Origin of the sequence: Novosphingobium sp. (assembly GCF_965228995.1) — a bacterium.
In the GTDB taxonomy this organism is placed as follows: domain Bacteria; phylum Pseudomonadota; class Alphaproteobacteria; order Sphingomonadales; family Sphingomonadaceae; genus Novosphingobium.
In genome coordinates, this window is record NZ_OZ245852.1 from 1619494 (window position 1) to 1644834 (window position 25341).

The window sequence follows — 25341 nt, forward strand, 5'->3', positions numbered from 1 at the left end:
AAAAATGGGGAGGACTATCAGCTCAGTACTTGCCCCAGACGAACTTGCTGGAAAGCGCGAAGTTCCAGACCGAGCCGACGACAATGCCGACAATCGCGGCGGGATAGGCGTGGAAGCCCATGCGCATGAGCGCGGCGCCCGCGCCGACGTTGGCGAGGAGGCCGACCGAGCAGGTCATCGCGAACTTGGCCCAGCCGCGCAGCAGCGGCACGATACCGCGCAGGCGCTTGTCGGCATAGGTAAGCTCGTTGTTGAGCACGAAGTTGAAGGTCATCGCCACCACCGCCGCCGAGGTCTGTGCGATGATGAATTCGATCTGGTCGGACCAGTTGTGGTAAAGGATCTTCTGCCCGAAAGCGCCGAGCACCGAGGCCAGCACGGCCATGTGCACGATCACGCCGAGGCCGCCGATCGTGCCGAACAGGGCAAAGCGCGTCGGGATGATGCGGCCGAGCCACTTGTCATAGAGGCCGATCAGGAACTCGAAGACGACCGTGCGATCGAGCTTGCTTTCGCCTTCGGCGCGGGCGGCAAAGTTCAACGGGAACTCCTTGACGCGCAGCGGCGCGTCGACGGTGGCGAGAATGTCGAGCAGGATCTTGAAGCCGACGCCCGAAAGGCGGTGCGCATCGGCGCGCAGCGTATCGGCGCGGAGCATGAAGAAGCCGCTCATCGGATCGGAGAGCTGCACACCCGTGACGCGGCGGGCGATGCGATTGGCGAGGCCGGAGGCCTTGACCCGGTCAGGCCTGCCCCATGCCTCGGTGCTGGCGCCTTCGGCGAAGCGCGAGGCGTAGGCGACGTCGTAGTCGCCGCTCTCGACCGCCTGATACATGCCGGGAAGCAGCGCGGGATCGTGCTGGTGATCAGCATCCATCACCGCGACAATCGGCGCGGCGGTGGCGCACATGCCCTCGATCGCGGCAGAGGCAAGGCCGCGGCGGCCGATGCGTTCGATCACGCGCACGCGCGGATCATCGCGGCCGATGCGGCGGGCTTCCTCCGCAGTGCCATCGGGGCTGTTGTCGTCGACGAAGATGGCTTCCCAGGCCAGACCCGCCAGCGCGGCATCAAGCCGCTCAACCATGGGTGCGATGTTCTTTCGCTCGTTGAACGTGGGAAGGATGACAGCAAGTTGCAGCATGACCGGCGCGCTTACAGTCTTGCGAGGACCGCGTCACCAATTTCCGTCGTGCCCGCCGTCCCGCCGAGATCGCGGCCGAGAATGCCGTCTGCCAGCGTGCGCGCAACGGCGGCTTCGATGCGGTCTGCCGCCTCGGCCATGCTCAGCGAATGGCGCAGCAGCATGGCGAGCGAGAGAATCGTGGCGATGGGATTGGCCAGGCCCTTGCCGGCGATATCCGGGGCGGAGCCGTGGATCGGTTCATAGAGGCCGAACGTGCCGTACTGCGTCTGGCGCGCACCGAGCGAGGCCGAAGCAAGCAGGCCAATCGAGCCGACGCACATGCTGGCCTGATCGGAGAGAATATCGCCGAAGAGATTGCCGGTGACGACAACGTCGAACTGGCCGGGGCTCTTGACCAGCTGCATCGAGGCGTTGTCGACATACATGTGTTCGAGCGCGACGTCGGGGTATTCGGCGGCGACTTCGATCACCACATCGCGCCAGAGCTGCGAGGTTTCGAGGACGTTGGCCTTGTCGACCGAGCAGAGGCGGCCCTTTTGCCCGTCCTTGGCGCGCCCTTGCGCCGCGCGGAAGGCGACATGGGCGATGCGGCGCACTTCGCTTTCCGAATAGGACATCATGTCCCACCCTTCGCGTTCGCCGCTGGCGGTGGTGCGGAAGCCTTTTTCGCCGAAATAGACGTCGCCATTGAGTTCGCGCACGATGAGGAGGTCGATGGCGCCGGCGACTTCCGGGCGCAGCGCGGAATGGCCTTCGAGGCCGGCGAAGACCTTGGCGGGGCGCAAGTTGGCGAACAGGGTCAGCGCCTTGCGCAGGCCGAGGATCGCCTGCTCGGGGCGCAGATGGCGCTCCAGCGCATCGCAGGTGGGATCGCCGACCGCGCCGAACAGCACGCCGTCAGAGGCTTCGGCGAGCGCCAGGGTTTCGGGCGGGAGCGGATGACCGGTGGCGTGATAGGCCGCGCCGCCGACGAGGGCCTCTTCGCGTTCGATGCCGAGACCCAGTGCATCGAGAACCCGCAGCGCCTCGCGCGTGACTTCAGGGCCGATGCCGTCACCCGGCAGAACTGCAATCTTCATCAGGTCATCCTCGGAAGAAAACTTAAAGCGCGGCGCCATCGATCCGCTTGAATCGCTCGATCAGGATAGCGCGGGCCGCCATACCATCGCGGCGCGGATCGGCAAGCAGGTGCTTCGCCAGCGAAAGGCCCAGCCGGTCGAGCCGGGCGAGCAGGCTCTCCCACGGTTCGTCTGGCGGGGGAGGCTGCGTGTGACCGTAGCCGATCTCCTGCAGCAGCAGCGCCTCGTAGGCGGCCACCGCGCGGGCCCAGCCGCGCGCCGATGGGGCGTGGCAGATCGCATCGAGCACCGCTTCGAGGGCGCCATGAATGCCGGGGAAGGGCTGGCCTTCGGGCAGGGCCCGCGCGGTGAGCGTGGTGACCCAGCCGATCCCCGCGCTGGCCAGCGGCTCGCTGAGCCAGGGGCCGCGGCTGGCGATGAGTTCGAGCTTTGCCGAAGGGAGCTGGGTGGCGGTGCGGGCGGTGAGTTCGGCGGCGACGAGGTTGCCGGGAATGAGCACGGGCCGCAGCGTCCGCCCGCGCGCGCCGGCGACATAGCCGGCAATGAGGCCGTGATCGGCCGTGAGCAGGCGCACCACCGCGCCATGCTCGCCGTGGGCACGCGATGCGCAGAGAATGGCGGGAGCCCGTATCAGCATGGCGATATCCCGTGTGGAGGTTGCCAAAGGTTGCGGCAAGCGGGTCAATGGACGAATCCACCGTTGGAACCGTCGGCAATCTGGGTTAGCTTGCAGGGCATGAAACAGCTCTTCCAGCATGCTGCCGTGACGGAGGGAGTGACAGTGCGTGTCGCTGTCAATTTCCTGCCCGAACAGTCGCGCATCGATGCCGGCAAATGGTTCTGGGTCTATCACATCCGAATCGAAAACGGCTCAAACCAACCGATACGCCTGCTGACGCGGCACTGGCGGATTACCGATGGACGGGGGATGATCAACTTCGTCGATGGTGAGGGCGTGGTGGGTGAACAGCCGCTGCTCGCCCCCGGCTGTGCGCATGACTATGTCTCGGGCTGCCCGCTCGGCACGCCGCACGGCAGCATGGAAGGCCACTACACCATGCAGCGCGCCGATGGCTCGCTGGTTGACGTGGCGATTCCGTTCTTCCCGCTCGCCGCACCCGCGACGGCCAACTGATACTGCGGCACCCAGCATGAAGCGGACCCATCTGCCGCTCAACGGCCTGCGCGTGCTTGACGCGGCGGCCCGGCACCTTTCCTTCACCCGCGCCGCGGATGAACTGGCGGTCACGCCCGCAGCGGTCGGCCAGCAGATTCGCGCGCTCGAGGATCTGCTCGGCGTGGTGCTGTTTCGCCGCACCACCAAGGGCCTGGTCTTGACCGACGAGGCGTCGGCGGGGCTCGATGCGATCCGCGAGGGGTTTCTGCGCTTCGAGGAAGGCGTGCAGGCGATGCAGGCCGGGCAATCGAGCCATGTCTACACCGTTGCCTGCCCGCGCGATTTCTTCGCGGCGTGGCTTTCGCCGCGGCTGGCGGCGTTTCGCCTCGCCAATCCGGGCCTGCGTTTCGCACTTGTCGGCAGCGACGGGGATCTCGATTTTACAGAGGCTAACCTGAACCTTGCGGTGCGCTGGTCGGAAGGGCCCGGCGATCTGGAGGGGATCGCATTGGGCGAGCCGCTGATGCAGGTCGTGGCTGCACCGGGGGCCGATGAAGATGCGCCGTGGATCGCCTGGCCGGGCGATCCGACACCCGAGGGCGTCGATTCGGAAGGTGCGACACGCGAAACCCAGTTTTCGGTGGGCGATGGCGGTACTGCGATCAGCGCGGCAGCGGCCGGGCTGGGCAAGGCGCGTGTGCCGCTGATGCTGGCCGAAAGCGCGATCGCGGCGGGCCGGGTCGTGCCGCTTGGGTCCCCCGATCGCTGCCGCCGCTCGTACTGGTTGGTGGCGCCCTTGCCGCAGTGGCGGCAGAAGAAGGTCAAGGCGCTCGTTGCCGCGCTTTCGGGCTCGGCAGGTTAGTGGCGCAGCCTTCCCGGTTTGATCCGTTCCGGGTGTTAAAGTGCTCCAATATCGTTGATATTTGGAGCCGGAGCTTGAGAAGGCGTTAACTGTCACCGTCGTAAACCGACGCGATGACGATTGGTGGTCCCACTCCCAGTGCGCAAACAAGCGCACGGCGCAGGCTACGTGGCTATGTCCGCGGTATGCGGCGCTATGGGCGTCATTGGCAGCAAAGACCGGGCGATGCCTTTACCGAAGCCTATGCGCTGAGCGTCTCGCACCGCGCGCCGCTGCTCTACCTGGTGGTGATCTTCAACACGCTGCTGGTTGCGGGCTGTTTCCTCGGCACCGCGCCGCTGGCGCTTGTGGCGCTGGCTCCGGTCATGAGCATCGTTGCCGCGCAGCGCGCCTTCCACTGGATGCCGGACAAGGTCGCGCTGCGGCCGGTGGAGCAGCTGCGCACCGATCTGATGGGCATGCAGCGGCTTGGCGGATGGGCGGCACTGGTCTTCGTATCGTGGTCGCTCGGGCTTTATCCCTATGGCGATTCGGGCCAGCGCGAACTGCTGCACTTCGTGATCGCGGTGACGATGTTCTCGGCGATTCTCGGCATGGCCAATTCGCCGCAGACGGCGCTGCGCTTTGGCGTGGCCTTCACGCTGCCGTGGAGCTTGTTCCTGCTGGCCACGGGGCATCCCGATGCGAGGGCCATCGCGGCCGCGCAGGTGTTCATCACCGTGATCCTGCTTGCGATGACACAGATCCAGCACCGCGACTTCGTGCGGCTGGAGCTATCGCGCCAGTTGCTCGTGCGCCGGGAGCGGCAGACCGCGGAGCTGGCGAGCGCGCACTACCGGCAGGCGACCGTTGATCACCTGACTGGCGGGCGCAACCGCCGGGCGATTCTCGCCTGCCTCGAAGATTATCTCGCCGCGCCGGCGCAGGCCGTCCGGCCCTGGCTCGCGCTGTTCGATCTCGACGGTTTCAAGCACGTCAACGATACGTATGGCCACGCGGCAGGCGATCACGTGCTGAGCGTGGTGAACCAGCGCATCGGCGCGAGCGAGGAAGTGACGGCGCATGGCCGGCTCGGCGGTGACGAATTTGCCATCCTGTTCGACGGGGCCTTCAATGCCGATGAGGTGATGGTGGCAGCCAAGGTCCTGTCCCAGGCCATTCGCGAGCCGATTCCGTTCAACGGCGCCACCTTGCGGCTGTTTGGTTCGATCGGTCTGTTCCGCGCGGAGGGCAGCACGGCATCGACCTGCCTCGAACGGGCGGATGCGGCGCTCTACAAGGCCAAGGAACTGGGCGACGGGGCGATCGTGGCGTTCGGGCCGGACGACGAAGTGGCGCTCCAGCGGCGCATCGCGGTGATGCGCCAGTTCAACGACTGCGCGCTCGAGGATCGGCTGCGGCTGCTCTACCAGCCGATCTTCGATTGCCGCGATGGCCGCGTGGTGGGGATGGAAGCGCTGGCGCGCTGGTCGCCGGACGGGATCGAGTGGCAGGCGCCGGGTGAGTTTCTGGCGATTGCCGATGCGACGGGCCGTACGGGCGAACTGACGCGGCTGGTGCTCGCGCGGACGCTGGCCGAATGCCGCCCGTGGGAGACCGGCCTTGAGGTTTCCATCAACCTCGCCGCGCGCGACGTGGTGCGCGAGGGGCTTGCCGAAACGATTGCCGCGATTGTCGCGGATGCGGGTGCGAGCCCGTCCTCGGTCATGCTCGAGGTGACCGAGCGGGCGCTGCAGATCGATCCGAAGCGCGCGGCGGCGCAGCTGATTGCCTTGCGCGAGAAGGGCTTCCGCATCGCGCTCGATGATTTCGGCGCCGGCTGGTCAAGCCTCTCGCAATTGCGAGACCTGCCACTCGACCGGATCAAGCTCGATCGCCAGCTGGTCGGTGCGCTTTCGAGCGACCCGGGGGCGCGGGCGGTCACCGGCATGATCGTCGCGCTGGCCTGGCAGCTGGGCATCGGCTGCTCGATCGAAGGCGTTGAAAGCGAGGCGCAGGCGAATGCCGCCCGCGCGCTCGGCATTCATCTGATGCAGGGGTACCACTTCGGCCGGCCCGAACCGGCGGCCGAGGCCTTGCGCGTATACGCCGGGCTCTCGCTGCTTTCAGCAGTGAGTATCGGGTAACGGCACTTCGCGCAGGGTGCCGCGCGGATTGACGCGGCGGAACAGGCGGCCGTGCTCGCTCCACAGGACCAGCACGAGCGCGCCCAGCCCGCAGGCGAGGAACGCGAGCGCCAGCGGGCGCGCGGTGCCATCATAGGCAAGGCCGAACACGATGCCGAGGCCGGAGCCGATCACCATGCGCAGGAACGCCTGCACCGAACTGGCGGCACCGGCCATGTGCGCGAAAGGCTGGAGCGCAATCGAGCTGAAGTTCGCGCCGATGAAGCCCACCATGCAGATGTTGAGCGCGATCACCGGCATGAACTCGATCAGCGATTCGTGCGCGCGGCTGGCGAGCAAGACCTGGACGACGCTCAGGGTGATCGAGATCAGCACCGCTGCGTGGCTGACGCGGCGCGCGCCGAAGCGTTCGACGATACGCGAGTTGAAGAAGCTGGCGAATGCCATGCACAGCGCGGTTGCGCCGAAGATCAGCGGAAACCATGAGCCTGCGCCGAAGTGTTCGCCCACCAGCTGCTGCGCGCAGTTCACATAGCCGAACAGCGCGCTGAGGATCAGGCCGCCGCCGATGACATAGCCGAACGAGGCGCGGTCTGAAGCGGCGGTGACCATGTTGGTCGCGATCGCCCGGGGCTGGATCGGCTGGCGGTTTTCGGGATCGAGCGTTTCCTCGAGCCGCAGCCAGACCCACAAGCCGACGATGACGCCCATCGCGGCAAGCAGCGCGAAGATCCAGCGCCAGCCTGCCACCATCAGCACGGCAAGGCCGATGCTGGGCGCGACCATCGGCACGAGCATGAAGATCACGGTGATCGTCGACATCTGCCGCGCCATGGCATCGCCGCCATGGCGATCGCGGATGATCGCGCTGGGAAGCACCGTGAGCCCGGCGCTGCCTACCGCCTGCGCGGCGCGCAAGGCGAGCAGGGCATTGAAATTCGTGGCGAGCGCACAGCCAAGCGACAGCGCGATATAGATCGCGAGGCTGCCGAGGAGGACCGGGCGCCGGCCATAGCGGTCCGCCAGCGAGCCGGGGAGCAGCGCGCCAAGCCCGCTCGAGATCAGGAATACGCCCACGATGAGCTGGCGGCGATTGGGATCGGTGACCGCAAGCTCCTTCGCAATGCCGGCCAGCGCGGGCAGCATGGCATCGATGGCGAGCGCCTGGAGCGCCATCGACATGGCCATGAGCACCACGAACTCGCGCGGGCCCATCCGGGCGGAGCCGGGTCTGCGGGGCGATGCGGAGGAGAGGCTGGTCATGCCGGGAGCCTATAGGCAGGTCAGGGAATTGTTCCCAGTGCTTTATGCTGCACTGCGAAAAGGGGTAGGGTGCCCGGCATGTCCGCCACGTTGCCCCCCGATCTGGACGAAGAGGAGACCGGCACCGGTCTGCGCAAGGTCATTCATATCGACATGGATGCCTTCTTCGCAAGCGTGGAACAGCGCGACAATCCGGCATTGCGCGGCAAGCCCGTCGCGGTGGGCGGCTCCTCCGCGCGCGGGGTCGTGGCTGCGGCGAGCTATGAGGCGCGGGTTTTCGGCGTGCGCTCGGCGATGCCATCGGTGCGCGCAGCGCGGCTCTGTCCGGACCTCATTTTCTGCCCGCCGCGCTTCGAAGTCTACAAGGCCGTTTCGCGGCAGATCCGCGCGATCTTCCTGCACCACACCCCGCATGTGGAGCCGCTTTCGCTGGACGAGGCCTACCTCGACGTGACCGACGACTTGCGCGGGATCGGTTCGGCGACGCGGATTGCCGAGCTGATCCGCGCGCGCATCCGCGCCGAGACCGGGCTGACGGCGAGCGCGGGCGTTTCCTACAACAAGTTCCTCGCCAAGATCGCGAGCGACCAGAACAAGCCCGACGGGCTCTGCGTGATCCGGCCCGGCGAGGGGGCGGCGTTCGTGGCCAGGCTGCCGGTGAAGCGCTTCCACGGCGTTGGGCCGCGCGGGGCGGAGAAGATGGCTGCGCTGGGGATCGAGACGGGGGCCGATCTTGCGCGCCACGATCTGGCGTTCCTGCGCCAGCACTTCGGGAGCCAGGCAGACTATCTCTACCGGGCCGCGCGCGGCATCGACTTGCGCCGCGTGCGCGCCGACCGGCCGCGCAAATCGGTGGGCGGCGAGCGAACTTTCGAGCGCGACATCGGCAGCGGGCCTGCGCTGCGCGAGGCGCTGGAGCGGATCATCACCATCGTGTGGGAGCGGATCGAGCGGAGCGGAGCAAAGGGGCGGACGGTGACGCTGAAGCTCAAGGACACCGGCTTTCGCACGATCACGCGGGCAAAATCGCTGCCGGGACCGGTGGCAGACGAGCAGACATTTGCCGCAGCGGCGCGCGCCCTGCTCGACAATGTCCTGCCGCTGCCGCAGCCGGTGCGGCTGATGGGCCTGACACTCTCGGCGCTGGAGGGCGAGGGAAGCGCGCCGGAGCCGGTGGGCGCCAACGCGGCGGGGCAAGGCAGCTTACCCTTCTGAGGCGCGCCACTGCCGCCAGATGCCAAGCGCGACATGGACAACCGCGCCGGTGCCGGGCGGCAGGGCATCGAGCGCGAACCAGCCGGCTTCGGCGATTTCACGCCCGTCGGCGCGGGGCTGGCCAGTGGTCTGCCCGGCGACCAGTTCGACCCGGTTGAGCCAGCCTCCCGCCATCTTGCGGACGTCGGCGCCGATCCACACACCGCCTTCCAGCGCGCAGCCGGTCTCCTCGAGCAGTTCGCGCGCCGCAGTGGCGGCGGGCTCCTCGCCGCGCGCAAGGCCGCCGCCCGGGAGCAGCCAGCGGTCCCGCTGGTGATAGCTGTGGCGGACCAGCAGCAGCCGCCCCGCGCGATCAAACGCGAGCACATTGCAGCCGCGCACCTCCCGCCGCATCAGGCCCCAGACACGCAGACGAATCGGCTGGGCGATCCGCAGCAGGGCGCGGTGCAGCGGAGGTGGCAGGCGGGATAGCACGAAGGGTGCGGGCCAAGATCAGCCGAGGATCGAACTGAGGAACCACACGCGCTGCTGGGCCTGGTCGGTCCAATCGTCGGACATGCCTTCGGTGGCGTTGTCGCCCGCCTCGGTGGCGGCGGCCTTGGCGGCGCGGATCCGCTCGACCAGAGCGGCGTTATCGTCGCGCAGCGCGGCGACCATGGCCATGGCATCGAGCCCGCTGCGATCATCGTCGGAAATCGCGGTGCGGCCGGCAATCGCGCCGATCGAGGTGAGCGTGGCGCCGCCGTTCTTGCGCACGCGTTCGGCGATCACGTCGGTGAGCGCAAAGAGCTCTGTCGCCTGGGCATCGAACAGCAGGTGCAGATCGTGGAACTGCGGGCCCTTGACGTGCCAGTGGTAGTTCTTGGTCTTGAGATAGAGCGCGAAGTAATCGGCAAGGAGGCCGTTGAGCGTATCGATCAGGGCCTTCGAGGCGTTGTCACCGGGCATGGCTTTGGTCCTTTCGGTGCGAGTCTGGGTTGCTGCACCAGTACACCTATTTCGCATTGAAGTTTCACGCAGATTTCGGGTCTGGGTGATCGCTGCGGTCGATCAGTCCGCAGGGGCGCGCGGGGCAAGAAGCAGCAGCGCCGCACCGGCCAGAGCTGATATGAGCGAACCACCAAGCACGCCGAGCTTGGCTTCCTCGACGAGATGCGGCGCACTGGCGAAGGCGAGCCCGCCGATGAACAGGCTCATGGTGAAGCCGATGCCGCAGAGCAGCGCCATGCCCCACAGATGCAGGATGCCTGCGCCCGCCGGGCGGCTGGCGATGCCGAGGCGTTCGCAGCCCAGCACAGCGAGCAGCACGCCGATCTGCTTGCCAGCGAACAGCCCCAGCGCGATCCCCAGTGGCAGCGGCGCGAGCAGATCGCCCGAGCCGAACTCCACCCCCGCGTTGGCGAGCCCGAACAACGGCACGATGACGAAGCCGCTCAAGCCGACGAGGGCATGTTCGAGCCGGAGCAGCGGGCTGTTCCCGTGCCGATCCAGAGCGACCGGGATGGTGAACGCGGCGAGCACCCCGGCGACCGTCGCATGGATGCCGGAATGCAATACCGCGAACCACAAGGCCGCCGCGAGAAGCAGATAGGGTGGCAGCGCCCGTACACCGAATCGGTTAAGCGCGGCCATGGCCGCGAACAGGGCGATTGCCAGCGCCAGCCAGCCCAGTTCGAGCGACGCTGTATAGAAAAGTGCAATGACTGCGATCGCCCCGATGTCATCGACCACTGCCACAGTCAGCAGGAACAAGCGCACCGAAGGGGGCACGCGGCTGCCGAGCAGGGCAAGCACGCCCAGCGCAAATGCAATATCGGTCGCGGCGGGAATGGCCCAGCCGCCGTGCAGCTCCGGGTTGGCGTTCGTGACGCCGAGATAGACGAGCGCGGGCACCGCCATGCCCGCCACCGCGGCGATGACGGGGAGGCGCCTGCGTGCCGCATCGGCCAGCGCGCCCATCACGAATTCACGTTTGATTTCAAGCCCGACAACCAGGAAGAAAACGGCCATCAAGCCGTCGTTGATCCATTCGTGGAGGTTCACGAGGCGCGGGACGGGGCTCCACGGGAGAGCGTGGAGGAAGAGATCGTGCCAGGTGTGGGCAAGCGGTGAATTGGCCAGCGCCAGCGCCGCGGCGGCACAGGCCATCAGCACCAGGCCGGGCGCGGCCTCGCTTGCCGCAAGCTTGCTCAGGAGGCCGCCAGTCCCTTGGTTTCCCGCCATTTTCGAACCAATCCTTCAGTCTGGTGTCGTTGCCACGCTAAATAATCGAGCGTAATTCCGTTCTCGGGGAATAGTGCCTCTTTCGGCGCGAGGGCAAGGCAATGACGCCGTTCTACTCGGCATTGGAGTGGCTCGGCCGCGCTGAGCACGAACTTCTTCTTTTCGCTGCGATCTGGTTCGCGGTGGGCTCTCTCGATGAACTGGGGATCGACCTACTCTGGCTGTGGCTCCGGCTGACGGGAAGAGTCCATACGGGTAATGCACCGGCAGACTGCAACGCCCCCTTGCGCGGCGTCGCCGCGGTGCTGGTCCCGGCGTGGCAGGAATCCTCGGTGGTCGGCGCGATGCTGAGGCATACGCTGCAAGTGTGGCCGCATGCGGACCTGCGAATCTACGCGGGGTGCTACCAGAATGATCCCGAGACGCTGAAGGCAATGGTGGCGGCGGCGCGCGATCCCCGGCTGCGCATCGTGGTGCACGGTTGCGCCGGGCCCACGACCAAGGCCGATTGCCTCAACCGGCTCTATGACGCGCTGGTCGAAGACGAGGCGCGCGGCGGTTTCCGGGCGCGCAGCGTGATCCTTCACGATGCAGAGGATATGGTTCACCCTGCGGCGCTCGCCCTGCTCGATCGCGGGCTCGACAGCGCGGACTTCGTGCAACTGCCGGTGCGGCCCGAACCGCAGGAGGGTTCGCGCTGGATTGCCGGCCATTACTGCGACGAATTTGCCGAATCGCACGGCAAGGCCATGGTCGTGCGCGATTGGCTCGGGGTCGGCCTGCCCTCGGCGGGGGTCGGCTGCGCATTCAGCCGGGCCGCGCTGGAAGCGATCGCGGCCCGGCGCGGGGCAAGCGAACCCTTTGCCGCCGAATGCCTGACCGAGGACTACGAATGCGGGCTCCTTGTCGGCGAGATCGGAGGAGCGACGAAGTTCCTGCGCATGCGCGATGCCAGCGGAGAACTCGTTGCGACGCGCGAATTCTTTCCGGCGGGGCTCGGCCCGTCGGTGCGCCAGAAGACGCGGTGGATGCATGGCATCGCCTTTCAGGGGTGGGACCGGCTGGGCTGGAATGCGCGCCCGCTCGAGCTGTGGATGCGGCTGCGGGACCGGCGCGCGCCGCTGACCGCAATTGTGCTGGCGGCGGCCTATCTGCTGCTGATCATCTCGCCGTTGCTGTTCATTGCCGCGCAGTTCGGGGCCTACCAACCGCAGCCGCTCGATCCGCTGCTCAAGGCGCTGCTGGTAGCCAATTTCGCCGGGCTCGCCTGGCGCTGCCTGCTGCGCGCGGCGTTCACGGCGCATGAATACTCGCTGGGCGAGGGGATCATGGCGGTGCTGCGCATGCCGCTTGCCAATGTGATTGCGATCATGGCCGGGCGGCGCGCGATCCTCGCCTACCTTGCATCGCTCTACAGCGGCCGCGTGAAATGGGATCACACGGTACACCTGAACCATCCCGCGCTTGTTGCGGTCCGCTGAGCCGGGCTTCGGGCATGCAGCCGCTCCGTAGCACGGCGGTGCGCGGGACGAAGGCTCGGCGCGGCCAGCCTGTGGTTGCGCTGGCGATGATCCTGACCATGTGGATCGCCGTGCGGGCCACGTTCATTGCGCTGGAGAGCGCTCCTGCCCCCGATCCGGTGCGCATGGTCCGACTGTCCGCGCCGCAGCGCAGCGCTGCAAGGGCGCCGGAGCGGCAGGAACCGGCTGGATCGGACCGTCAAGACGAAGGTCTTGCTGCGCTTTGCGCGCTGCCGGCGCTGGTCCCTGGCGCGGATCCGGCGGAGTTGCAGCCTCAGGCAGTGGCCATGGCCGATTTCGTCCCGCGGCGGCAGAGCCGGAACGTAAGGCGTCTGACCCGGACGCCGCACGGGTTCGGTGCAGTTCCCGAGGCGCTGACCGAGGCAAGCGAGGAGCTTGAGGGGCCGCGCATGTTCTATCCGGCACTGCCGGGTGTCGAACCGAGGCAAGCAGACGGCGCACCGAGCGAAACCGCGCGGCCGCGGGTGCCGCGCTGGTCTGCCGATGGCTGGCTGCTGCTGCGCGGAGATCAGGCGCCTGCGTTGGCGGCTGGTGCCGCAGCTTATGGCGGCAGCCAGGCAGGCGCAGTTCTGCGCTTCGGGTTTGCCCCGGCAAACCGGCTGCGGCCCCAGGCCTACATGCGGTTCTCCTCCGCGCTGAGTGCGAGCGTGCAGCAGAAGGAAGTGGCGCTGGGCCTGATGGTTCGGCCCGTGCCGCGCCTGCCGGTTGCGCTGCTGGGCGAATGGCGGCTGCAGGAGCAGGGTGGTAGCAACCGGTCGCGCCCGGTCGTCATGGCGGTGACCGAACTGGCGCCGCTGCAGCTGCCGTTTGGCGTGGAGGCCGATGCATATGCGCAGGGCGGATGGGCCGGCGGGCGCGATGCGACGCTGTTCTATGACCTGGCCACAACGTTCCAGCGCCCCGTGGCCCGTCCGCTACGCGGCACGCAAATGAGCGCGGGCGGCGGCTTGTGGAGCGGCGGGCAGCGCGGCGCTGTCCGGCTCGATGTGGGGCCGCGGATCGAGCTCAGGGGCATGGTGGGACCTCCGGCGCGGCGGATCGGGGTAAGAGTCGGGGTCGATTGGCGTTTTCGCGTCGCTGGCCGGGCCGAACCGGGATCGGGCCCGGCGCTGACGGTGGCTGCGGGATTCTGATCGGGAAAAAGACGGTACCAAGCGTTCCCAAGCGTGAGCGGAGCGGCTAGCCTCCCCGGCAGGATGGATGTCTACCTCCCCATCGCGAATCTATCGGTCAATGGCCTCATCATCGTCCTGCTGGGCGGGCTGACGGGGCTGCTTTCGGGCATGTTCGGCGTGGGCGGCGGGTTTCTGACGACACCGCTCCTGATATTCTATGGCGTGCCGCCCACGGTGGCAGCCGCTTCGGCCGCAAGCCAGGTGACCGGCGCCAGCGTTTCGGGCGCATTTGCCCATGCCCGGCGCAACGGGATCGACTACCAGATGGGCGGCGTGCTGGTGGCGGGCGGCGTGATCGGCACGGGGCTGGGCGCACTGCTGTTCCGCCTGCTGCAGGCGCTCGGCCAGATCGATACGGTGATCAACATCCTCTACGTGCTCTTGCTCGGCGGGATTGGCGGGCTGATGGCGCACGAAAGCCTGAGCGCGCTGCGGGCCGAGCGGAGCGGCAAGCCGCTGCCCGCACGCAAGCGGAGGCACCATCCGCTGGTCGCCAGCCTGCCGCTGCGCTGGCGGTTTTATCGCTCCGGGCTCTACATCTCGCCGCTGGCGCCGCTGCTGCTGGGCATTTTCACCGGTATCCTGACGATGCTGATGGGGATCGGTGGCGGCTTCATCCTGGTGCCCGCGATGCTCTACATCCTCGGCATGGGGGCGGGCGTGGTGGTCGGCACATCGCTGTTCCAGATCCTGTTCGTGACCATGGCGACCACGATGATGCACGCACTGACCACGCGTGCGGTCGATATCGTGCTGGCGGTGCTGCTGCTGATCGGATCAGTGACGGGTGCGCAAGTCGGCGCGCTGTTCGCGCAGAAGGCCAAGCCTGAACAGTTGCGGCTGATCCTTGCGGTGATCGTGCTGGCGGTGGCGATCCGCATGGCGCTGGGGCTCGGCTACCGGCCGGATGAGATCTACACGGTGGTTACGCAATGATCGCGGGCCGCATCGCGGGCCTGTTGCTGGCCTTGTTCCTGTGTCTCGGCGCGCGCAATCCGATCCTGGTTCCCGAGATATCGCAGCACGAAATCCAAGTGCGGCAAGGCTTTACCGGGGCCGACCTGTTGCTGTTCGGCGCGATCCTTACGCCCGAAGGCGCGCGGGCTGCGGGGGACTACGATATCGTCGTGCTGCTCGAAGGGCCGGCCCGCTCGATCGTGGTGCGCGAGAAGCGCAAAGTGGCGGGCATCTGGGTCAATGCCGAAAGCACCGAGTTCCGGTCCGCCCCCGGCTTCTACGCGCTCGCCTCCTCCCGTCCGGTGACAGCGCTGGTCGATGACAAGACAGCGGCGATCTACGAAATGGGCCTCAAGTGGCTGCAGCTTTCGCCGGTGGGAGTGATCGATCCGATCGAGCAGAAGCGCTTTTCCGACGGCCTCGTCGATCTGATGCGGCGGCAGGGGCTCTATCAGGAGAACGAAGGCGCGGTGAAGATTAGCGGGCAGGTACTATATCAGGCGCGGATTTCTTTACCTTCCAGCGTCCTGACCGGCACTTATACTGCCGAAACATTCGCTGTTCGCGACGGCCGCGTGGTCGCTTCCGCCATATCGCGCGTGACGGTACGCAAGGAAGGTTTCGAGCGGCTGGTGGCTTACAATGCCGAGCGCAATGGCTTTTTCTACGGCCTTTTTGCTGTGATCGTATCGATCTCGATGGGCTGGATCGCCGGGCGCCTCTTCGCGCTGGTCTGACGGGTGCCTTGCACCGATCGGCAAATCGCCTGCCGCAGGGAATGATTAGCCAGTTTTTAACCGTCGAAGGTTAGGTCTTGCCTACACGAAGCCTTCTCGGGCGGGGATCAGGTGGCAATGAGCGATATGAGCATCAATGGCCTGGAGGGCGCGGGCAGGGCAACGCCTGCCGACCTCGCGGCTAACGGTGTGCGTCCGGCGATCAGCAGCGACGCGCGGGGAGCTCCGCGCCCTGCCGCCGACAACGCTCGCCGCCCCATCGGCTATGTGCTCGACGTTTCGGGCGCGGGCAGCTCGATCGCGCTCGATCTTACCCGGCTTGAAGAATGCATGGCAGACAGCGACCCTTCGATCTCGCTGGCCGGGCAAGTCGGCAGCCAGCTCAAGATCCGCGTCGGCACCGGCTGGCTGCTCGCGAGCGTGCGGACCCAGCGCCAGGACATGACCGCGGGCAATGACGGCGTGATCATCGCGCAAGTCGACTTTCTTGGCGAGGGTGACGAAGAACGCCTCACCGGCAAGATCTATGGCTTCCGCCGCGGTGTGACGCGCTATCCGGTGCCCGGATCGCCGATCTATCCCGCAACCAGCACCGACCTTCGCCAGATCTATGCCAGCGACGGACGCACCAATGTGACCATCGGCACGGTGTTCCCGACGCGCGACATTCGCGCCGGGCTCTATGTGGATGCGCTGCTGGGCAAGCACTTTGCGCTGCTCGGTTCGACCGGCACCGGCAAATCGACAAGCGCCGCGCTGATCCTTCACCGCATCTGCGAACTGGCCCCCGAAGGCCATATCGTGATGATCGACCCGCACGGCGAGTACATGCAGGCCTTCCGCAACACCGGCCAGCTGCTCGATGTCTCGAACCTCAACATGCCGTACTGGCTGATGAACTTCGAGGAACACTGCGAGGTTTTCCTTACCTCGACCGGGACGGACCGCCAGATCGATTCGGACATTCTGGGCAAGTGCCTGCTGCAGGCGCGGCACAAGAACCGCCTGGCGGAGCAGATCGGCAAGATCACTGTCGATTCGCCGATTCCCTATCTGCTGTCCGACCTCCTCAATATTCTGCAGAATGAGATGGGCCGGCTGGACAAGGGTCACACCTCGGTGCCCTACCAGCGGATCAAGACCAAGATCGAGGAGCTGCGCGGCGATCCGCGGTATCAGTTCATGTTCTCCGGCATGCTGGTGGGCGATACCATGGCCGAGTTCATCAGCCGGGTGTTCCGCCTGCCCTCACACGGCAAGCCGATCTCGATCATCGACGTTTCGGGTGTGCCTTCGGAAATCACTTCGACCGTGGTTGCGGTGCTTTCGCGCCTCGTGTTCGACTATGCGATCTGGTCACGCGATGAGGAGACCCGGCCGATCCTGCTGGTCTGCGAGGAAGCGCATCGCTACGTGCCGGCCGAGAAGAACAACGATGGTTCCTCGGTGGGCCGCATCCTTTCGCGCATCGCCAAGGAAGGCCGCAAATACGGCGTTTCGCTGGGCCTTATAACGCAGCGCCCCTCGGACCTTGCCGAAGGCGTGCTCAGCCAGTGCGGCACGATCATCGCCATGCGCCTCAACAACGAGCGCGACCAGGCCTTCGTGAAAGCAGCGATGCCCGAAGGCGCGCGCGGTTTCCTTGATTCGATCCCGGCCCTGCGCAACCGCGAATGCATCATTTGCGGCGAAGGCGTCTCGATCCCGATCCGCGTCGCCTTCGACGAACTCGCGCTCGATCTGCGCCCGGCCTCGGCCGATCCGTCGTTCTCCGAACTGTGGGGCAAGACCGGCGGCGAGGAAATGGCTGTCGAACGCACCGTGCAGCGCTGGCGCGCTCAGTCGCGGTAAGCGAAAGGAATCAGCTTTTCGCAGATCGCGTGTAAGGGCGCGACGAAGCTGCTAACTATACAATCCGCTAGTCCGGGTCGGACCGCGAGGAGCGTCAAGCGTATGGCACAAGCTCGCAAACCCTGGTTCGCACCTAAGCGCTATGGCTATGGGTCGGGCCTACCCATAACGTGGGAAGGCTGGGCGGTCCTGATCAGCTATCTGGCAAGCGTGATCGTTATGCCGCGTGTACTGCAGCCCCTGTCGGGCTTCTGCCTGATCATCGTCCTGACCGCGGTATTGCTATGGATCTGCGCAACCCGAACCGCCGGTGGCTGGCGGTGGCGCAACGACAGGGACTAGGTGCCTAAAGCGCCGGCGCCATGCGCCCGGAGCAATCTCCGTCTGCCTGCGATTCCTCGCTGCATTCGTCCTGATCGACGACGCGGGCATGCTGGCGCCAGCCGGGGCGGCGATAGGCGTAAGTGGCCATGAGGAGCGCGGCGGCTGAGCCGACGGGGAACGAGAGCCACAGCGCGTCCGGGCCGAGCGTGCGGTAGGCGGCGGCGTAGAAGCCGAGGCGGACCGGGTACATTGCGATGCCAAGCACGACGATCGGGGTGATCACGACGCCGCCCGCGCGCATCGTACCGAACAGGACAATCGTCATGCCGAAGAGGATGTAGCTCCAGCTGCCGAGGAACTGGATATGGCGCGCAGCATCGACCGCGGGGCTGGTCGGGCCGAGGAACAGCGTGAGCACCGGGCGATCGAAGGCGAGCAGGAGCATGGTCATCGCGCCGGTGATCGACACGTTGAGGATGAGCCCGGCGCGGGTGATCTTGCCGAGGCGGCCAACCAGCCCCGCACCAATGGCCTGCGCGGCCATCGCACTGAGCGCGGCGGAAATCGCCATCGCCGGCATCTGCAGGTAGGTCCAGACTTGCAGCGAGGCGCCATAGGCGGCGCTGGTCATCGCGCCTTCCTGATTGACGAGGCCGACGATGATCAGGCCCGAGGCCGAGATCATCAGCATCTGCGCGCCCATGGGCAGGCCCTTGACGAAGATGTAGCGCAGCTCTTCCGGGTGGGGGATGAGGTAGGCAAGCTCCCGCCCGCGCAGGCGCAGCGGCAGGCTCTTGGCATAGACGTAGATGATGAGCCCGATCATCGAGACATAGGCCGCAATGGCGGTCGCGAGCGCGGACCCGGCGATGCCCAGCGCCGGGATCGGGCCGAAACCGGCGATCAGCAGCGGATTGAGCGCAATATCGAGCACGACCGCGACGATCATGAAGCGCAGCGAAGTCTGTGCGTCCCCCGCGCCGCGCAGGCCCATGCCCATGATCACGGTGATCGTGGAGGCGGGCATCGCGACGAAGATCAGCCGCAGGTAGATAAGCGCAAAGCCGAAGATTTCGGGCGGCGTACGCATCGCGTGGAGGAGGTGCGGGGTGAGCAACCAGCCGAGCGGGGCAAGCACGAGGCTGAGCCCGACGCACAGGCCGATGGCGGTGCCGAAAGTGCGCCGCGCGGCATCGGCATTGCCCGCGCCGAAGGCTTGCGCGACCTTCACCGTCGCGGCCATGCCGAAGCCGAACACGGCCGCAAACAGCAGGAACATCACGACATTGGCATTCGCGGTGGCAGCAAGCGCGCTTTCGCCCAAAAGACGGCCGACCCACACCGAATTGACCGACCCGTTGAGCGCCTGAAGGATGTTCGAGAGGAGCGTGGGCGCGGAGAAGACCAGCAAGGTGGAGAGGATCGGACCCTTGGTCAGGTCGCGGTGGCTGCCGCCCGGGCCGCGCGGGACGTCTCGACTTCGCTCGACACGAACGGAAGTTTGGGGTTGGTCCAATGCCTCAGTCCTGCTTCTTGAGCGCGGCCAGAGCTGCAAAGGGCCCGGTCAGGGTTTCGCCGGCGAGGCCGTGCTCCGCGCGGAAGGTATCAGCGTTCGGCCCTTCGGCGAAGGGATCGATAGCGAGCGCAAGCGTCTGAGCCAAAGCTTCGCCGAGATCGAAAGCGCTGCCTTCGTATTCGATCTCGTCGCAAGCGTCGGCGGTCAGCTCGATTTCCTCGTCCAGTACGATCTCGCCCACGGGGGGGACGAAGCGCAAAAGGACGGGCTCGTCGATATGGACGGGGAAGTCTTCGGCCGAAATACGGCAGGCCTGAATCACATCGGCGACAAGGCGGCCGGTGACGGTGACCCGCTCACCCTCGCGCATTAGCTGGACAGTGGCCTGCATCGCGGGAATGGCGGTAATGCCGAAACGCCCGGCGAGGCGGCGGCGCGCGGCTTCATCGGGCACGAGCGTGAGCGGCACATCGTTCACCTGGCGAAGATCGATGGGGTAGCTATATTCGGGCACCGGCGCCTGGCTCATCGCCCGATTTCCCCGGCCAGCACCCGGAAGCCCGGGACGAGCGCAAGCCCGGCTGCAAAGGCGCGGGCGCGCTGCGCGACGAGGAGCGGATCGGTGCCCGAGGTGAGCGTGACATTGCGGCGGACGGCTTCGGCCATCGCGTCCTCGCCGCCAGAGAGCCCCGTCCGGTAGGCGCCGAGGCGGCCGCCAAGCGTACCCATGAGCTTGCCGATATGCTTGCCGACCACGACATCGCCGACACCCTGTTCGCGAAGCTGGCCGTCCATATCCTCGACGAAAAGTTCGGTAAGGCGCGCGGACGGCGCGATCAGCGCTTCATCGTGTTCCATGCGCAGCATGACGAGTGAAAGCACGAGCGTGATCATGTCGAACCGACCTGCAAGCGTATCGGCGACACCGCAGTCACGGTACCATTCCTTCTCACGCGCGATGGCGACAACGCGGTGCCACAGTTCGCGCACGGTATCGCGATCATCCTTTTGGGCGCCGAAGAGTCGGGCGAGGAACGACATGAGTGTGGTTGTCCTTCTTGCGTTGCGATCCGGCGCGGTTCAGGGCGTGGAAAGCGCCCGAGTGCCATTGCAGTAATCAATCGCGCGCCTTAAGGCACGTGCGATGATCGGCGATATAGGGCGCGCTTGCGGTTTGGCAAACGCCCCGATCGGGCACGGCGCCTGCCGCGGCCTTTGCCAAGAAGTTTGGGCCTGCGAGTTTGGAGTAGCGCATGCGAGTGTACGGCTGGATCAAGGGACTGCGGGCGGTGTCGGCGCTGGGCGCGCTGGCGCTCATGGCCAGCGGCTGTGCCAGCATCAAGGATCACCGTGGCTATCTGATCGACCCGGCGCTGACGGGTTCGGTGCAGCCGGGGATCGACAATCGCACTTCGGTTGAACGCGCGCTCGGCCAGCCGACCTTCAAGAGCGAGTTCGGCAAGCAGATCTGGTACTACGTCTCGATCGATACCAGGCAGCGCCCGTTCAAGCGTCCGCAGGCCAAGGCGCAGAGCGTGCTGATGGTGAGCTTCGACGAGAAGGGCAATGTCGCCAGCGTTGAGCGGCGCGGCATGGAGAAGGTCGTCACGCTCAATCCCGATCCCCATCAGACCCCGACGTTGGGCCGCACGCGCAGCTTCTTCGAGGATCTGTTCGGCAATATCGGCTCGGTCGGCGCGATTCCCGGGCAGGCAGGCCAGGGCGGCGGGCCGACGGGTTCAGGCCCGAACGGGAGCTGAGGCTTCGGCCTGACGCTTGAACCGGATTTCATGCGCCCCATATCGGGCGCATGAACGATACTCATTCCGCACACGGGCTCGTGCAGTGGCACGGCACCACGATCATCGGCGTCAAGAAGAACGGCCGCACCGTCATTGCCGGTGACGGGCAGGTTTCCATGGGTAACACCGTGATGAAGCCCAATGCCCGCAAGGTCCGGCGCATTGGCGCTCTGGATGAAGCAGGGCGGGGCAAGGTGATCGCCGGGTTTGCCGGTGCAACCGCTGATGCCTTTACCCTGTTCGAGCGGCTGGAGCGCAAGCTGGAGCAGCACCGCGGCCAGCTGATGCGCGCGGCGGTGGAGCTCGCCAAGGACTGGCGCACCGACAAGTACCTGCGCAATCTGGAAGCGCTGATGATCGTCGCGGACACCGAGGTGATGCTGATCCTGACAGGCAACGGCGATGTGCTGGAGCCCGAAGGCGGGATCGCGGCGATCGGTTCGGGCGGGAACTATGCGCTGGCGGCGGCCCGGGCGCTCGATCCCTACGAGGACGATGCAGAGAAGATCGCGCGGCGGGCCATGCAGGTGGCGGCGGAAGTCTGCGTCTTCACCAATGACCGCGTGACGCTGGAAGAGATTTGAACCTCTCCGTTCGGTTTTGAGTGTCTCGACTTCGCTCGACACGAACGGACCTTGGGAATTTGTGATGATCGATAGCCTTACCCCCAAAGCCATTGTTGCCGCGCTTGATGCGCATATCGTCGGTCAGGCCGATGCCAAGCGCGCGGTGGCGGTCGCCCTGCGCAATCGCTGGCGGCGGCAACGCCTGCCCGCCGAGCTGCGCGATGAGGTGAGCCCCAAGAACATCCTGATGATCGGGCCCACGGGCTGCGGCAAGACCGAGATCAGCCGCCGGCTGGCGAAGCTGGCGGAGGCGCCGTTCGTGAAAGTCGAGGCGACCAAGTTCACCGAGGTCGGCTATGTCGGCCGCGATGTGGAGCAGATCGCGCGCGATCTCGTCGAGGAAGCGGTGCGGCTCGAGAAGGAGCGGCGGCGCGAGGCCGTGCGCGAGGCCGCTAGCAAGGCGGCGATGGACCGGCTGCTGAAGGCGCTGGTGGGCGACGGCGCGAGCGAGGCGACACGCGAGAGCTTCCGCCAGCGGATTTCGGAAGGCTCGATGAACGACGTTGAAGTCGAGATCGAGCTGGAGGACGCGCCGGCCAAGCCGATGGAGATTCCGGGCATGGGCGGCGGGGTCGGCATGATCAACCTCTCCGAGATGATGGGCAAGGCCTTCGGGCAGAAGCCCCTCAAGCGGCGCAAGCTGCGGGTGGCGGATGCCTGGGACAAGCTGGTCGACGAAGAGGCCGAGAAGCGCATGGATCAGGACGACGTCGCGCGCGCGGCGCTGATCAATGCCGAGACCAACGGCATCGTGTTCATCGACGAGATCGACAAGATCGCGGTGAGCGACGTGCGCGGCGGTTCGGTGAGCCGCGAGGGCGTGCAGCGCGATCTGCTGCCGCTGATCGAAGGCACGACTGTCGCGACCAAGTACGGGCCGATGAAGACCGACCACGTGCTGTTCATCGCATCGGGCGCGTTCCATGTGGCCAAGCCGAGCGACATGCTGCCCGAACTGCAGGGGCGCCTGCCGATCCGGGTGGAGCTTTCGGCGCTTACCGAGGACGACTTCGTGCATATCCTCTCCTCGACGCGGGCCAACCTTGTCGAGCAGTACCGGGCGCTGCTGGGTACCGAGCAGGTGACGGTGGACTTCACCCCCGATGCGATCCGCGCGGTGGCGCGCACGGCGGCGCTGGTGAACGAGACGGTCGAGAACATCGGCGCGCGGCGGCTGCAGACTGTGATGGAGAAGCTGCTCGAGGAAGTGAGCTTCGAGGCCGAGGACCGGCGCGGCACGACCGTGACGATCGACGCGGCTTACGTGAGTGACAAACTTGCCGGGCTGGCGGGGAATGCCGATCTTTCGAAGTATATCTTGTAAGGCGGCTTTTGATCTCTACCGCGATGCTTCGACAAGCTCAGCATGAGCGGGGTTGGAAGATTGGGCCTCAGGCTTCGTCCTGCGCCAGCAGGCGGTCGAGCACCGGCGCGCCGAGCAATATGCCTAGCCCTGCGCCGGTGCAGATCGCGGCGTTGATCAGCCAGAACGGCGCGGGGCCGAGGCTTTCATACAGTCCGCCCATCCAGCCGCTGAGAATGCTGCCCGCCGCGGTCGCCAGCATGCAGATGCCGACGAGCGTGCCGCGCAGGCTCTGCGGGGCGCGGGTGCCGTAGAGGCCGAGGATGACGGGGGCGTAGTACATAGCGCCGAAATTCGAAGTGACGTGGAACAGCAGCGGCAGCGCGATGGGCGCGCGGCCTTGCGCGTTTGCCAGCATCGGCCCGGCGGCGAGCAGCCCCACGCTGAGGCCGAAGATCACGCTGCCGATGGCCAGCTTGGTGAGCACATCGGGTTCGCGTCCGCGTTTGGCCTGCATAGCCCAGATCCACAGCACGACCGGAATGAACAGGCCGGGGGCGAGACCGTCGAGCGACTGGAACCACGGGACGGGGACGTTGAAGCCCCCGACATCGAGGTTCACCGTATCGCGCAGCCAGATGTTGTAGACGTTCCAGATCTGCGCCTGCGCGGTCCAGTAGCAGACGACGAGCGGCCAGATGAGGAGGAGCCCGAGAACGCGGCGGCGTTCGGAGGCGGTGAGAGGCGGGCGCTTGCCTAAGGCTGCCTGAACGCGCTGCTGCTCGGCCGGGAGCCAGCGCTGTCCGCCGAGATAGACCATGAGCCCGATCAGCATGCCGAAGCCCGCAACCGCAAAGCCGGCGTGCCAGCCCCAGATCGCCGCGACGCTGCCGCTGAGGATGGGCGCGGCGGCCGCGCCAAAATTGATGCCGAGGTAGTAGTACTGGAAGGCGTTGACTTCGCGCCGGTCGCCATCGGCGTAAAGCGATTTGACCTGCGCCGAGAGATTGCCGCGCAGGAGCCCCGCGCCGCACATGAGCAGGACGAGCGCGATGAGGAAGGTGCGGTCGAAGGCGAGCGCGAAGTGGCCCATGGTCATCATCGCCGCGCCGCCGCCGACCGCGAGCTTGCGGCCCGTCACCCGGTCACCGATCAAGCCGCCGAGGAGGGGGAGGCCAGTGACGCAGGCGTAGTAGTAGCCGAAGGTTTGCAGCGCGATCGCCTGGGGGCCGAGCGGGCCGGAGGTCGCCTCGAGAAAGGCGCGGAAGGCCGGGAAGCCGATCACCGTGCTGACGCGGGCGGGATCGAGCAGCAGATCGCCGGTCATGTAGAGCACCAGCATCGCGACCATGCCGTGGAACGAGATGCGGTCCCACAGTTCGGTCCCGGCGAGGACCCAGAGGCCCTTGGGCTGTCCGAACAGGTCTTCGCTGCGCTGTGGTAGTGCCTGATCCGTCATGATTTCCCCCGCTGCCCGCACAGGGTGAACGAACCGGCGCGCTTTGCAAGGAATGGTGATGCAGGCGCTGCAGCCTTGCCCTATAGGTCAGGCATGTACACGACCCCCGAAGACCGCCCGATCTACCGCCTCCTCACCGGCAATGACGACCGCGCCTTTTGCGAGCGGGTTTCGGAAGCGCTGCTGCAGGGCTGGCGGCTTTATGGCTCGCCTGCGATGACGTGGGATGAGGAAGGCGGCTGCATGAAAGTGGCGCAAGCAGTGCTGTGGCATGAGGCCGATGTGGTGAAGTGAGGCTCGGGCTGCGTTCAACGACCGGGCTGGTATACTGTCAGGCTCGCGGGATCGTATTCGGGCTGGTCATCCCCGAACACGTGGAAGACGCCGATGCCGCTGAACAGGCGCCAGTAGCTGTCGGTGCGGGCTGAGCGGCCATAGGGGCCGCAGGGCTGATCGAGTGCAGCGCTCAGGCGCGCATCTGCGGGCGGCAGATCGAACACGAAAGCGTCCCAGGGATAACCGGCGGCAGGCGGCGTGCGCAGGGCGCAGCGCTGGGCCTGCTGCTGGGTCAGGCCTCCGGTCACGAGGGTGTAGACCGCGAGATGCTCCTCCGCCGGGCGGCCGATCACGATGGTGAGCGTCTTGCGGCCCGCAAGCTCTGCATTGCGGGCGGTTTCGGCATAGCGCAGCACGAGCGCGCCGCCTTGCTGCGGAGTGACGGCGAGGCGGGCAATCCGCTCCCCGCAGCGCAGCGCGGCATAGAGCAGCCAGCGGCCGCCGGGGAGCTGGGCTTCCTGCGCGGCGGTGTCGCAGCCTTGCGGCGGGTTCCAGCCGCCGGGCTGGGTCTTTGGCAGGCGGGCGAGCGCTTCGGCGCGGCACAGGCCAGAGCCGGGCAGGAGGCCGCCCGTATCGGCGCATGGTACGGGGGGCGGGGGCGTCGTTGCGGCGGACGGCAGTGCGGACTGCGCGGCGAGAGCGAGGAGGAAGGGGAGGGCCGGCATCGTTTGCGCGCCCCGCC

General features: G+C 66.6%; 25 protein-coding genes. 13 read left to right on the plus strand and 12 right to left on the minus strand.

Annotation, left to right across the window (positions count from 1 at the left end; all coding sequences use genetic code 11):
- Positions 1–22: 22 nt before the first annotated feature.
- From ACO056_RS07700 to recO, 3 genes are read right to left on the minus strand one after another with little or no spacing between them, the layout of a single operon-like run.
- Complete coding sequence (locus tag ACO056_RS07700) at positions 23–1144, minus strand: glycosyltransferase (RefSeq protein ID WP_421854211.1); 1122 nt, start codon at positions 1142–1144, stop codon at positions 23–25.
- An 11-nt stretch (positions 1145–1155) separates the two neighbouring features.
- The gene (gene leuB / locus ACO056_RS07705; RefSeq protein WP_421854214.1) at positions 1156–2226 is read right to left on the minus strand and encodes a 3-isopropylmalate dehydrogenase; all 1071 of its coding nucleotides are present in this window, start codon (positions 2224–2226) and stop codon (positions 1156–1158) included.
- 22 nt (positions 2227–2248) lie between these two features.
- Complete coding sequence (recO, locus tag ACO056_RS07710) at positions 2249–2863, minus strand: DNA repair protein RecO (protein WP_421854217.1); 615 nt, start codon at positions 2861–2863, stop codon at positions 2249–2251.
- 99 nt (positions 2864–2962) lie between these two features.
- Here recO and apaG point away from each other — a divergent pair, with 99 nt between their 5' ends.
- The 3 genes from apaG to ACO056_RS07725 all read left to right on the plus strand — a co-directional run bounded on the left by apaG (position 2963) and on the right by ACO056_RS07725 (position 6331).
- Positions 2963–3361, plus strand: a complete 399-nt coding sequence (apaG, locus tag ACO056_RS07715) for a Co2+/Mg2+ efflux protein ApaG (RefSeq protein ID WP_421854220.1) — start codon at positions 2963–2965, stop codon at positions 3359–3361.
- A gap of 16 nt (positions 3362–3377) precedes the next feature.
- A complete protein-coding gene (locus ACO056_RS07720) occupies positions 3378–4205 on the plus strand; it encodes a LysR family transcriptional regulator (RefSeq protein ID WP_421854223.1) in 828 nt (275 codons plus the stop codon).
- 185 nt (positions 4206–4390) lie between these two features.
- Positions 4391–6331 (plus strand): putative bifunctional diguanylate cyclase/phosphodiesterase, encoded by a 1941-nt coding sequence (locus tag ACO056_RS07725; protein ID WP_421854226.1) that lies wholly within the window; start codon positions 4391–4393, stop codon positions 6329–6331.
- Here the strand turns inward: ACO056_RS07725 and ACO056_RS07730 are convergent.
- Entirely contained in the window at positions 6311–7594 is a 1284-nt protein-coding gene (locus ACO056_RS07730) for a multidrug effflux MFS transporter (protein ID WP_421854229.1), read from the minus strand. The genes ACO056_RS07725 and ACO056_RS07730 overlap by 21 nt on opposite strands.
- Before the next feature lie 78 nt (positions 7595–7672).
- Between ACO056_RS07730 and dinB the strand changes: the two genes are divergently transcribed.
- Positions 7673–8809, plus strand: a complete 1137-nt coding sequence (gene dinB / locus ACO056_RS07735; RefSeq protein WP_421854232.1) for a DNA polymerase IV — start codon at positions 7673–7675, stop codon at positions 8807–8809.
- Here dinB and ACO056_RS07740 read toward each other — a convergent pair.
- The 3 genes from ACO056_RS07740 to nhaA all read right to left on the minus strand — a co-directional run bounded on the left by ACO056_RS07740 (position 8798) and on the right by nhaA (position 11032).
- On the minus strand, positions 8798–9283 hold the full coding sequence (locus ACO056_RS07740) for an NUDIX domain-containing protein (RefSeq protein WP_421854236.1): 486 nt from the start codon (positions 9281–9283) through the stop codon (positions 8798–8800). The genes dinB and ACO056_RS07740 overlap by 12 nt on opposite strands.
- Positions 9284–9301: 18 nt before the next feature.
- Positions 9302–9757 carry a Dps family protein gene (locus tag ACO056_RS07745; protein ID WP_421854239.1) on the minus strand — a complete coding sequence of 152 codons (456 nt, stop codon included), beginning with the start codon at positions 9755–9757 and terminating at the stop codon, positions 9302–9304.
- A gap of 102 nt (positions 9758–9859) precedes the next feature.
- Entirely contained in the window at positions 9860–11032 is a 1173-nt protein-coding gene (nhaA, locus tag ACO056_RS07750; RefSeq protein ID WP_421854242.1) for a Na+/H+ antiporter NhaA, read from the minus strand.
- Positions 11033–11133: 101 nt separating this feature from the next.
- On the opposite strand from nhaA, the gene ACO056_RS07755 reads away from it, so the two are divergent.
- The 5 genes from ACO056_RS07755 (at position 11134) to ACO056_RS07775 (ending at position 17293) form a co-directional block, all read left to right on the plus strand.
- Positions 11134–12513, plus strand: a complete 1380-nt coding sequence (locus tag ACO056_RS07755; protein WP_421854245.1) for a glycosyl transferase family protein — start codon at positions 11134–11136, stop codon at positions 12511–12513.
- A gap of 14 nt (positions 12514–12527) precedes the next feature.
- Positions 12528–13706 (plus strand): hypothetical protein, encoded by a 1179-nt coding sequence (locus ACO056_RS07760; RefSeq protein ID WP_421854248.1) that lies wholly within the window; start codon positions 12528–12530, stop codon positions 13704–13706.
- Positions 13707–13769: 63 nt separating this feature from the next.
- Positions 13770–14684, plus strand: coding sequence for a sulfite exporter TauE/SafE family protein (locus tag ACO056_RS07765; protein WP_421855373.1), 915 nt, complete (start codon positions 13770–13772; stop codon positions 14682–14684).
- Positions 14681–15442, plus strand: a complete 762-nt coding sequence (locus ACO056_RS07770; protein ID WP_421854251.1) for a TIGR02186 family protein — start codon at positions 14681–14683, stop codon at positions 15440–15442. The genes ACO056_RS07765 and ACO056_RS07770 overlap by 4 nt, the downstream gene beginning before the upstream one ends.
- A 126-nt stretch (positions 15443–15568) precedes the next feature.
- Entirely contained in the window at positions 15569–17293 is a 1725-nt protein-coding gene (locus tag ACO056_RS07775; RefSeq protein ID WP_421855376.1) for an ATP-binding protein, read from the plus strand.
- Positions 17294–17639: 346 nt separating this feature from the next.
- Here ACO056_RS07775 and ACO056_RS07780 read toward each other — a convergent pair whose 3' ends face one another.
- The 3 genes from ACO056_RS07780 to ACO056_RS07790 form a co-directional block, all read right to left on the minus strand.
- Positions 17640–19028, minus strand: a complete 1389-nt coding sequence (locus tag ACO056_RS07780) for an MATE family efflux transporter (RefSeq protein ID WP_421855379.1) — start codon at positions 19026–19028, stop codon at positions 17640–17642.
- Between the two features lie 109 nt (positions 19029–19137).
- A complete protein-coding gene (locus ACO056_RS07785) occupies positions 19138–19662 on the minus strand; it encodes a YceD family protein (protein ID WP_421854254.1) in 525 nt (174 codons plus the stop codon).
- On the minus strand, positions 19659–20174 hold the full coding sequence (locus ACO056_RS07790; RefSeq protein WP_421854257.1) for a ubiquinol-cytochrome C chaperone family protein: 516 nt from the start codon (positions 20172–20174) through the stop codon (positions 19659–19661). Before ACO056_RS07790 ends, ACO056_RS07785 begins: the two co-directional genes overlap by 4 nt.
- Before the next feature lie 212 nt (positions 20175–20386).
- On the opposite strand from ACO056_RS07790, the gene ACO056_RS07795 reads away from it, so the two are divergent.
- The 3 genes from ACO056_RS07795 (at position 20387) to hslU (ending at position 22885) form a co-directional block, all read left to right on the plus strand.
- Complete coding sequence (locus ACO056_RS07795; protein WP_421854259.1) at positions 20387–20893, plus strand: outer membrane protein assembly factor BamE; 507 nt, start codon at positions 20387–20389, stop codon at positions 20891–20893.
- 50 nt (positions 20894–20943) lie between these two features.
- Positions 20944–21519, plus strand: a complete 576-nt coding sequence (gene hslV, locus ACO056_RS07800) for an ATP-dependent protease subunit HslV (protein WP_421854262.1) — start codon at positions 20944–20946, stop codon at positions 21517–21519.
- A 64-nt stretch (positions 21520–21583) separates the two neighbouring features.
- The gene (hslU, locus tag ACO056_RS07805; RefSeq protein ID WP_421854265.1) at positions 21584–22885 is read left to right on the plus strand and encodes an ATP-dependent protease ATPase subunit HslU; all 1302 of its coding nucleotides are present in this window, start codon (positions 21584–21586) and stop codon (positions 22883–22885) included.
- A 67-nt stretch (positions 22886–22952) separates the two neighbouring features.
- On the opposite strand, the gene ACO056_RS07810 is transcribed toward hslU, so the two are convergent.
- On the minus strand, positions 22953–24323 hold the full coding sequence (locus ACO056_RS07810; protein ID WP_421854268.1) for a peptide MFS transporter: 1371 nt from the start codon (positions 24321–24323) through the stop codon (positions 22953–22955).
- Positions 24324–24416: 93 nt separating this feature from the next.
- Here ACO056_RS07810 and ACO056_RS07815 point away from each other — a divergent pair, with 93 nt between their 5' ends.
- Positions 24417–24617 carry a DUF1737 domain-containing protein gene (locus ACO056_RS07815; RefSeq protein ID WP_421854271.1) on the plus strand — a complete coding sequence of 67 codons (201 nt, stop codon included), beginning with the start codon at positions 24417–24419 and terminating at the stop codon, positions 24615–24617.
- A 14-nt stretch (positions 24618–24631) separates the two neighbouring features.
- On the opposite strand, the gene ACO056_RS07820 is transcribed toward ACO056_RS07815, so the two are convergent.
- Entirely contained in the window at positions 24632–25324 is a 693-nt protein-coding gene (locus ACO056_RS07820) for a hypothetical protein (protein ID WP_421854274.1), read from the minus strand.
- Positions 25325–25341 lie beyond the last annotated feature (17 nt).

Bases quoted from the DNA above. Each gene is read 5' to 3' on its own strand.
- dinB (WP_421854232.1), top strand. From the start codon at position 7,673: ATGTCCGCCACGTTGCCCCCCGATCTGGACGAAGAGGAGACCGGCACC.
- nhaA (WP_421854242.1), bottom strand. From the start codon at position 11,032: ATGGCGGGAAACCAAGGGACTGGCGGCCTCCTGAGCAAGCTTGCGGCA.
- ACO056_RS07810 (WP_421854268.1), bottom strand. From the start codon at position 24,323: ATGACGGATCAGGCACTACCACAGCGCAGCGAAGACCTGTTCGGACAG.
- ACO056_RS07745 (WP_421854239.1), bottom strand. From the start codon at position 9,757: ATGCCCGGTGACAACGCCTCGAAGGCCCTGATCGATACGCTCAACGGC.
- apaG (WP_421854220.1), top strand. From the start codon at position 2,963: ATGAAACAGCTCTTCCAGCATGCTGCCGTGACGGAGGGAGTGACAGTG.
- ACO056_RS07770 (WP_421854251.1), top strand. From the start codon at position 14,681: ATGATCGCGGGCCGCATCGCGGGCCTGTTGCTGGCCTTGTTCCTGTGT.
- ACO056_RS07790 (WP_421854257.1), bottom strand. From the start codon at position 20,174: ATGTCGTTCCTCGCCCGACTCTTCGGCGCCCAAAAGGATGATCGCGAT.
- ACO056_RS07755 (WP_421854245.1), top strand. From the start codon at position 11,134: ATGACGCCGTTCTACTCGGCATTGGAGTGGCTCGGCCGCGCTGAGCAC.
- ACO056_RS07725 (WP_421854226.1), top strand. From the start codon at position 4,391: ATGCGGCGCTATGGGCGTCATTGGCAGCAAAGACCGGGCGATGCCTTT.
- ACO056_RS07775 (WP_421855376.1), top strand. From the start codon at position 15,569: ATGAGCATCAATGGCCTGGAGGGCGCGGGCAGGGCAACGCCTGCCGAC.
- ACO056_RS07765 (WP_421855373.1), top strand. From the start codon at position 13,770: ATGGATGTCTACCTCCCCATCGCGAATCTATCGGTCAATGGCCTCATC.
- hslV (WP_421854262.1), top strand. From the start codon at position 20,944: ATGAACGATACTCATTCCGCACACGGGCTCGTGCAGTGGCACGGCACC.
- ACO056_RS07730 (WP_421854229.1), bottom strand. From the start codon at position 7,594: ATGACCAGCCTCTCCTCCGCATCGCCCCGCAGACCCGGCTCCGCCCGG.
- hslU (WP_421854265.1), top strand. From the start codon at position 21,584: ATGATCGATAGCCTTACCCCCAAAGCCATTGTTGCCGCGCTTGATGCG.
- leuB (WP_421854214.1), bottom strand. From the start codon at position 2,226: ATGAAGATTGCAGTTCTGCCGGGTGACGGCATCGGCCCTGAAGTCACG.
- ACO056_RS07720 (WP_421854223.1), top strand. From the start codon at position 3,378: ATGAAGCGGACCCATCTGCCGCTCAACGGCCTGCGCGTGCTTGACGCG.
- recO (WP_421854217.1), bottom strand. From the start codon at position 2,863: ATGCTGATACGGGCTCCCGCCATTCTCTGCGCATCGCGTGCCCACGGC.
- ACO056_RS07760 (WP_421854248.1), top strand. From the start codon at position 12,528: ATGCAGCCGCTCCGTAGCACGGCGGTGCGCGGGACGAAGGCTCGGCGC.
- ACO056_RS07785 (WP_421854254.1), bottom strand. From the start codon at position 19,662: ATGAGCCAGGCGCCGGTGCCCGAATATAGCTACCCCATCGATCTTCGC.
- ACO056_RS07820 (WP_421854274.1), bottom strand. From the start codon at position 25,324: ATGCCGGCCCTCCCCTTCCTCCTCGCTCTCGCCGCGCAGTCCGCACTG.
- ACO056_RS07700 (WP_421854211.1), bottom strand. From the start codon at position 1,144: ATGCTGCAACTTGCTGTCATCCTTCCCACGTTCAACGAGCGAAAGAAC.
- ACO056_RS07815 (WP_421854271.1), top strand. From the start codon at position 24,417: ATGTACACGACCCCCGAAGACCGCCCGATCTACCGCCTCCTCACCGGC.
- ACO056_RS07795 (WP_421854259.1), top strand. From the start codon at position 20,387: ATGCGAGTGTACGGCTGGATCAAGGGACTGCGGGCGGTGTCGGCGCTG.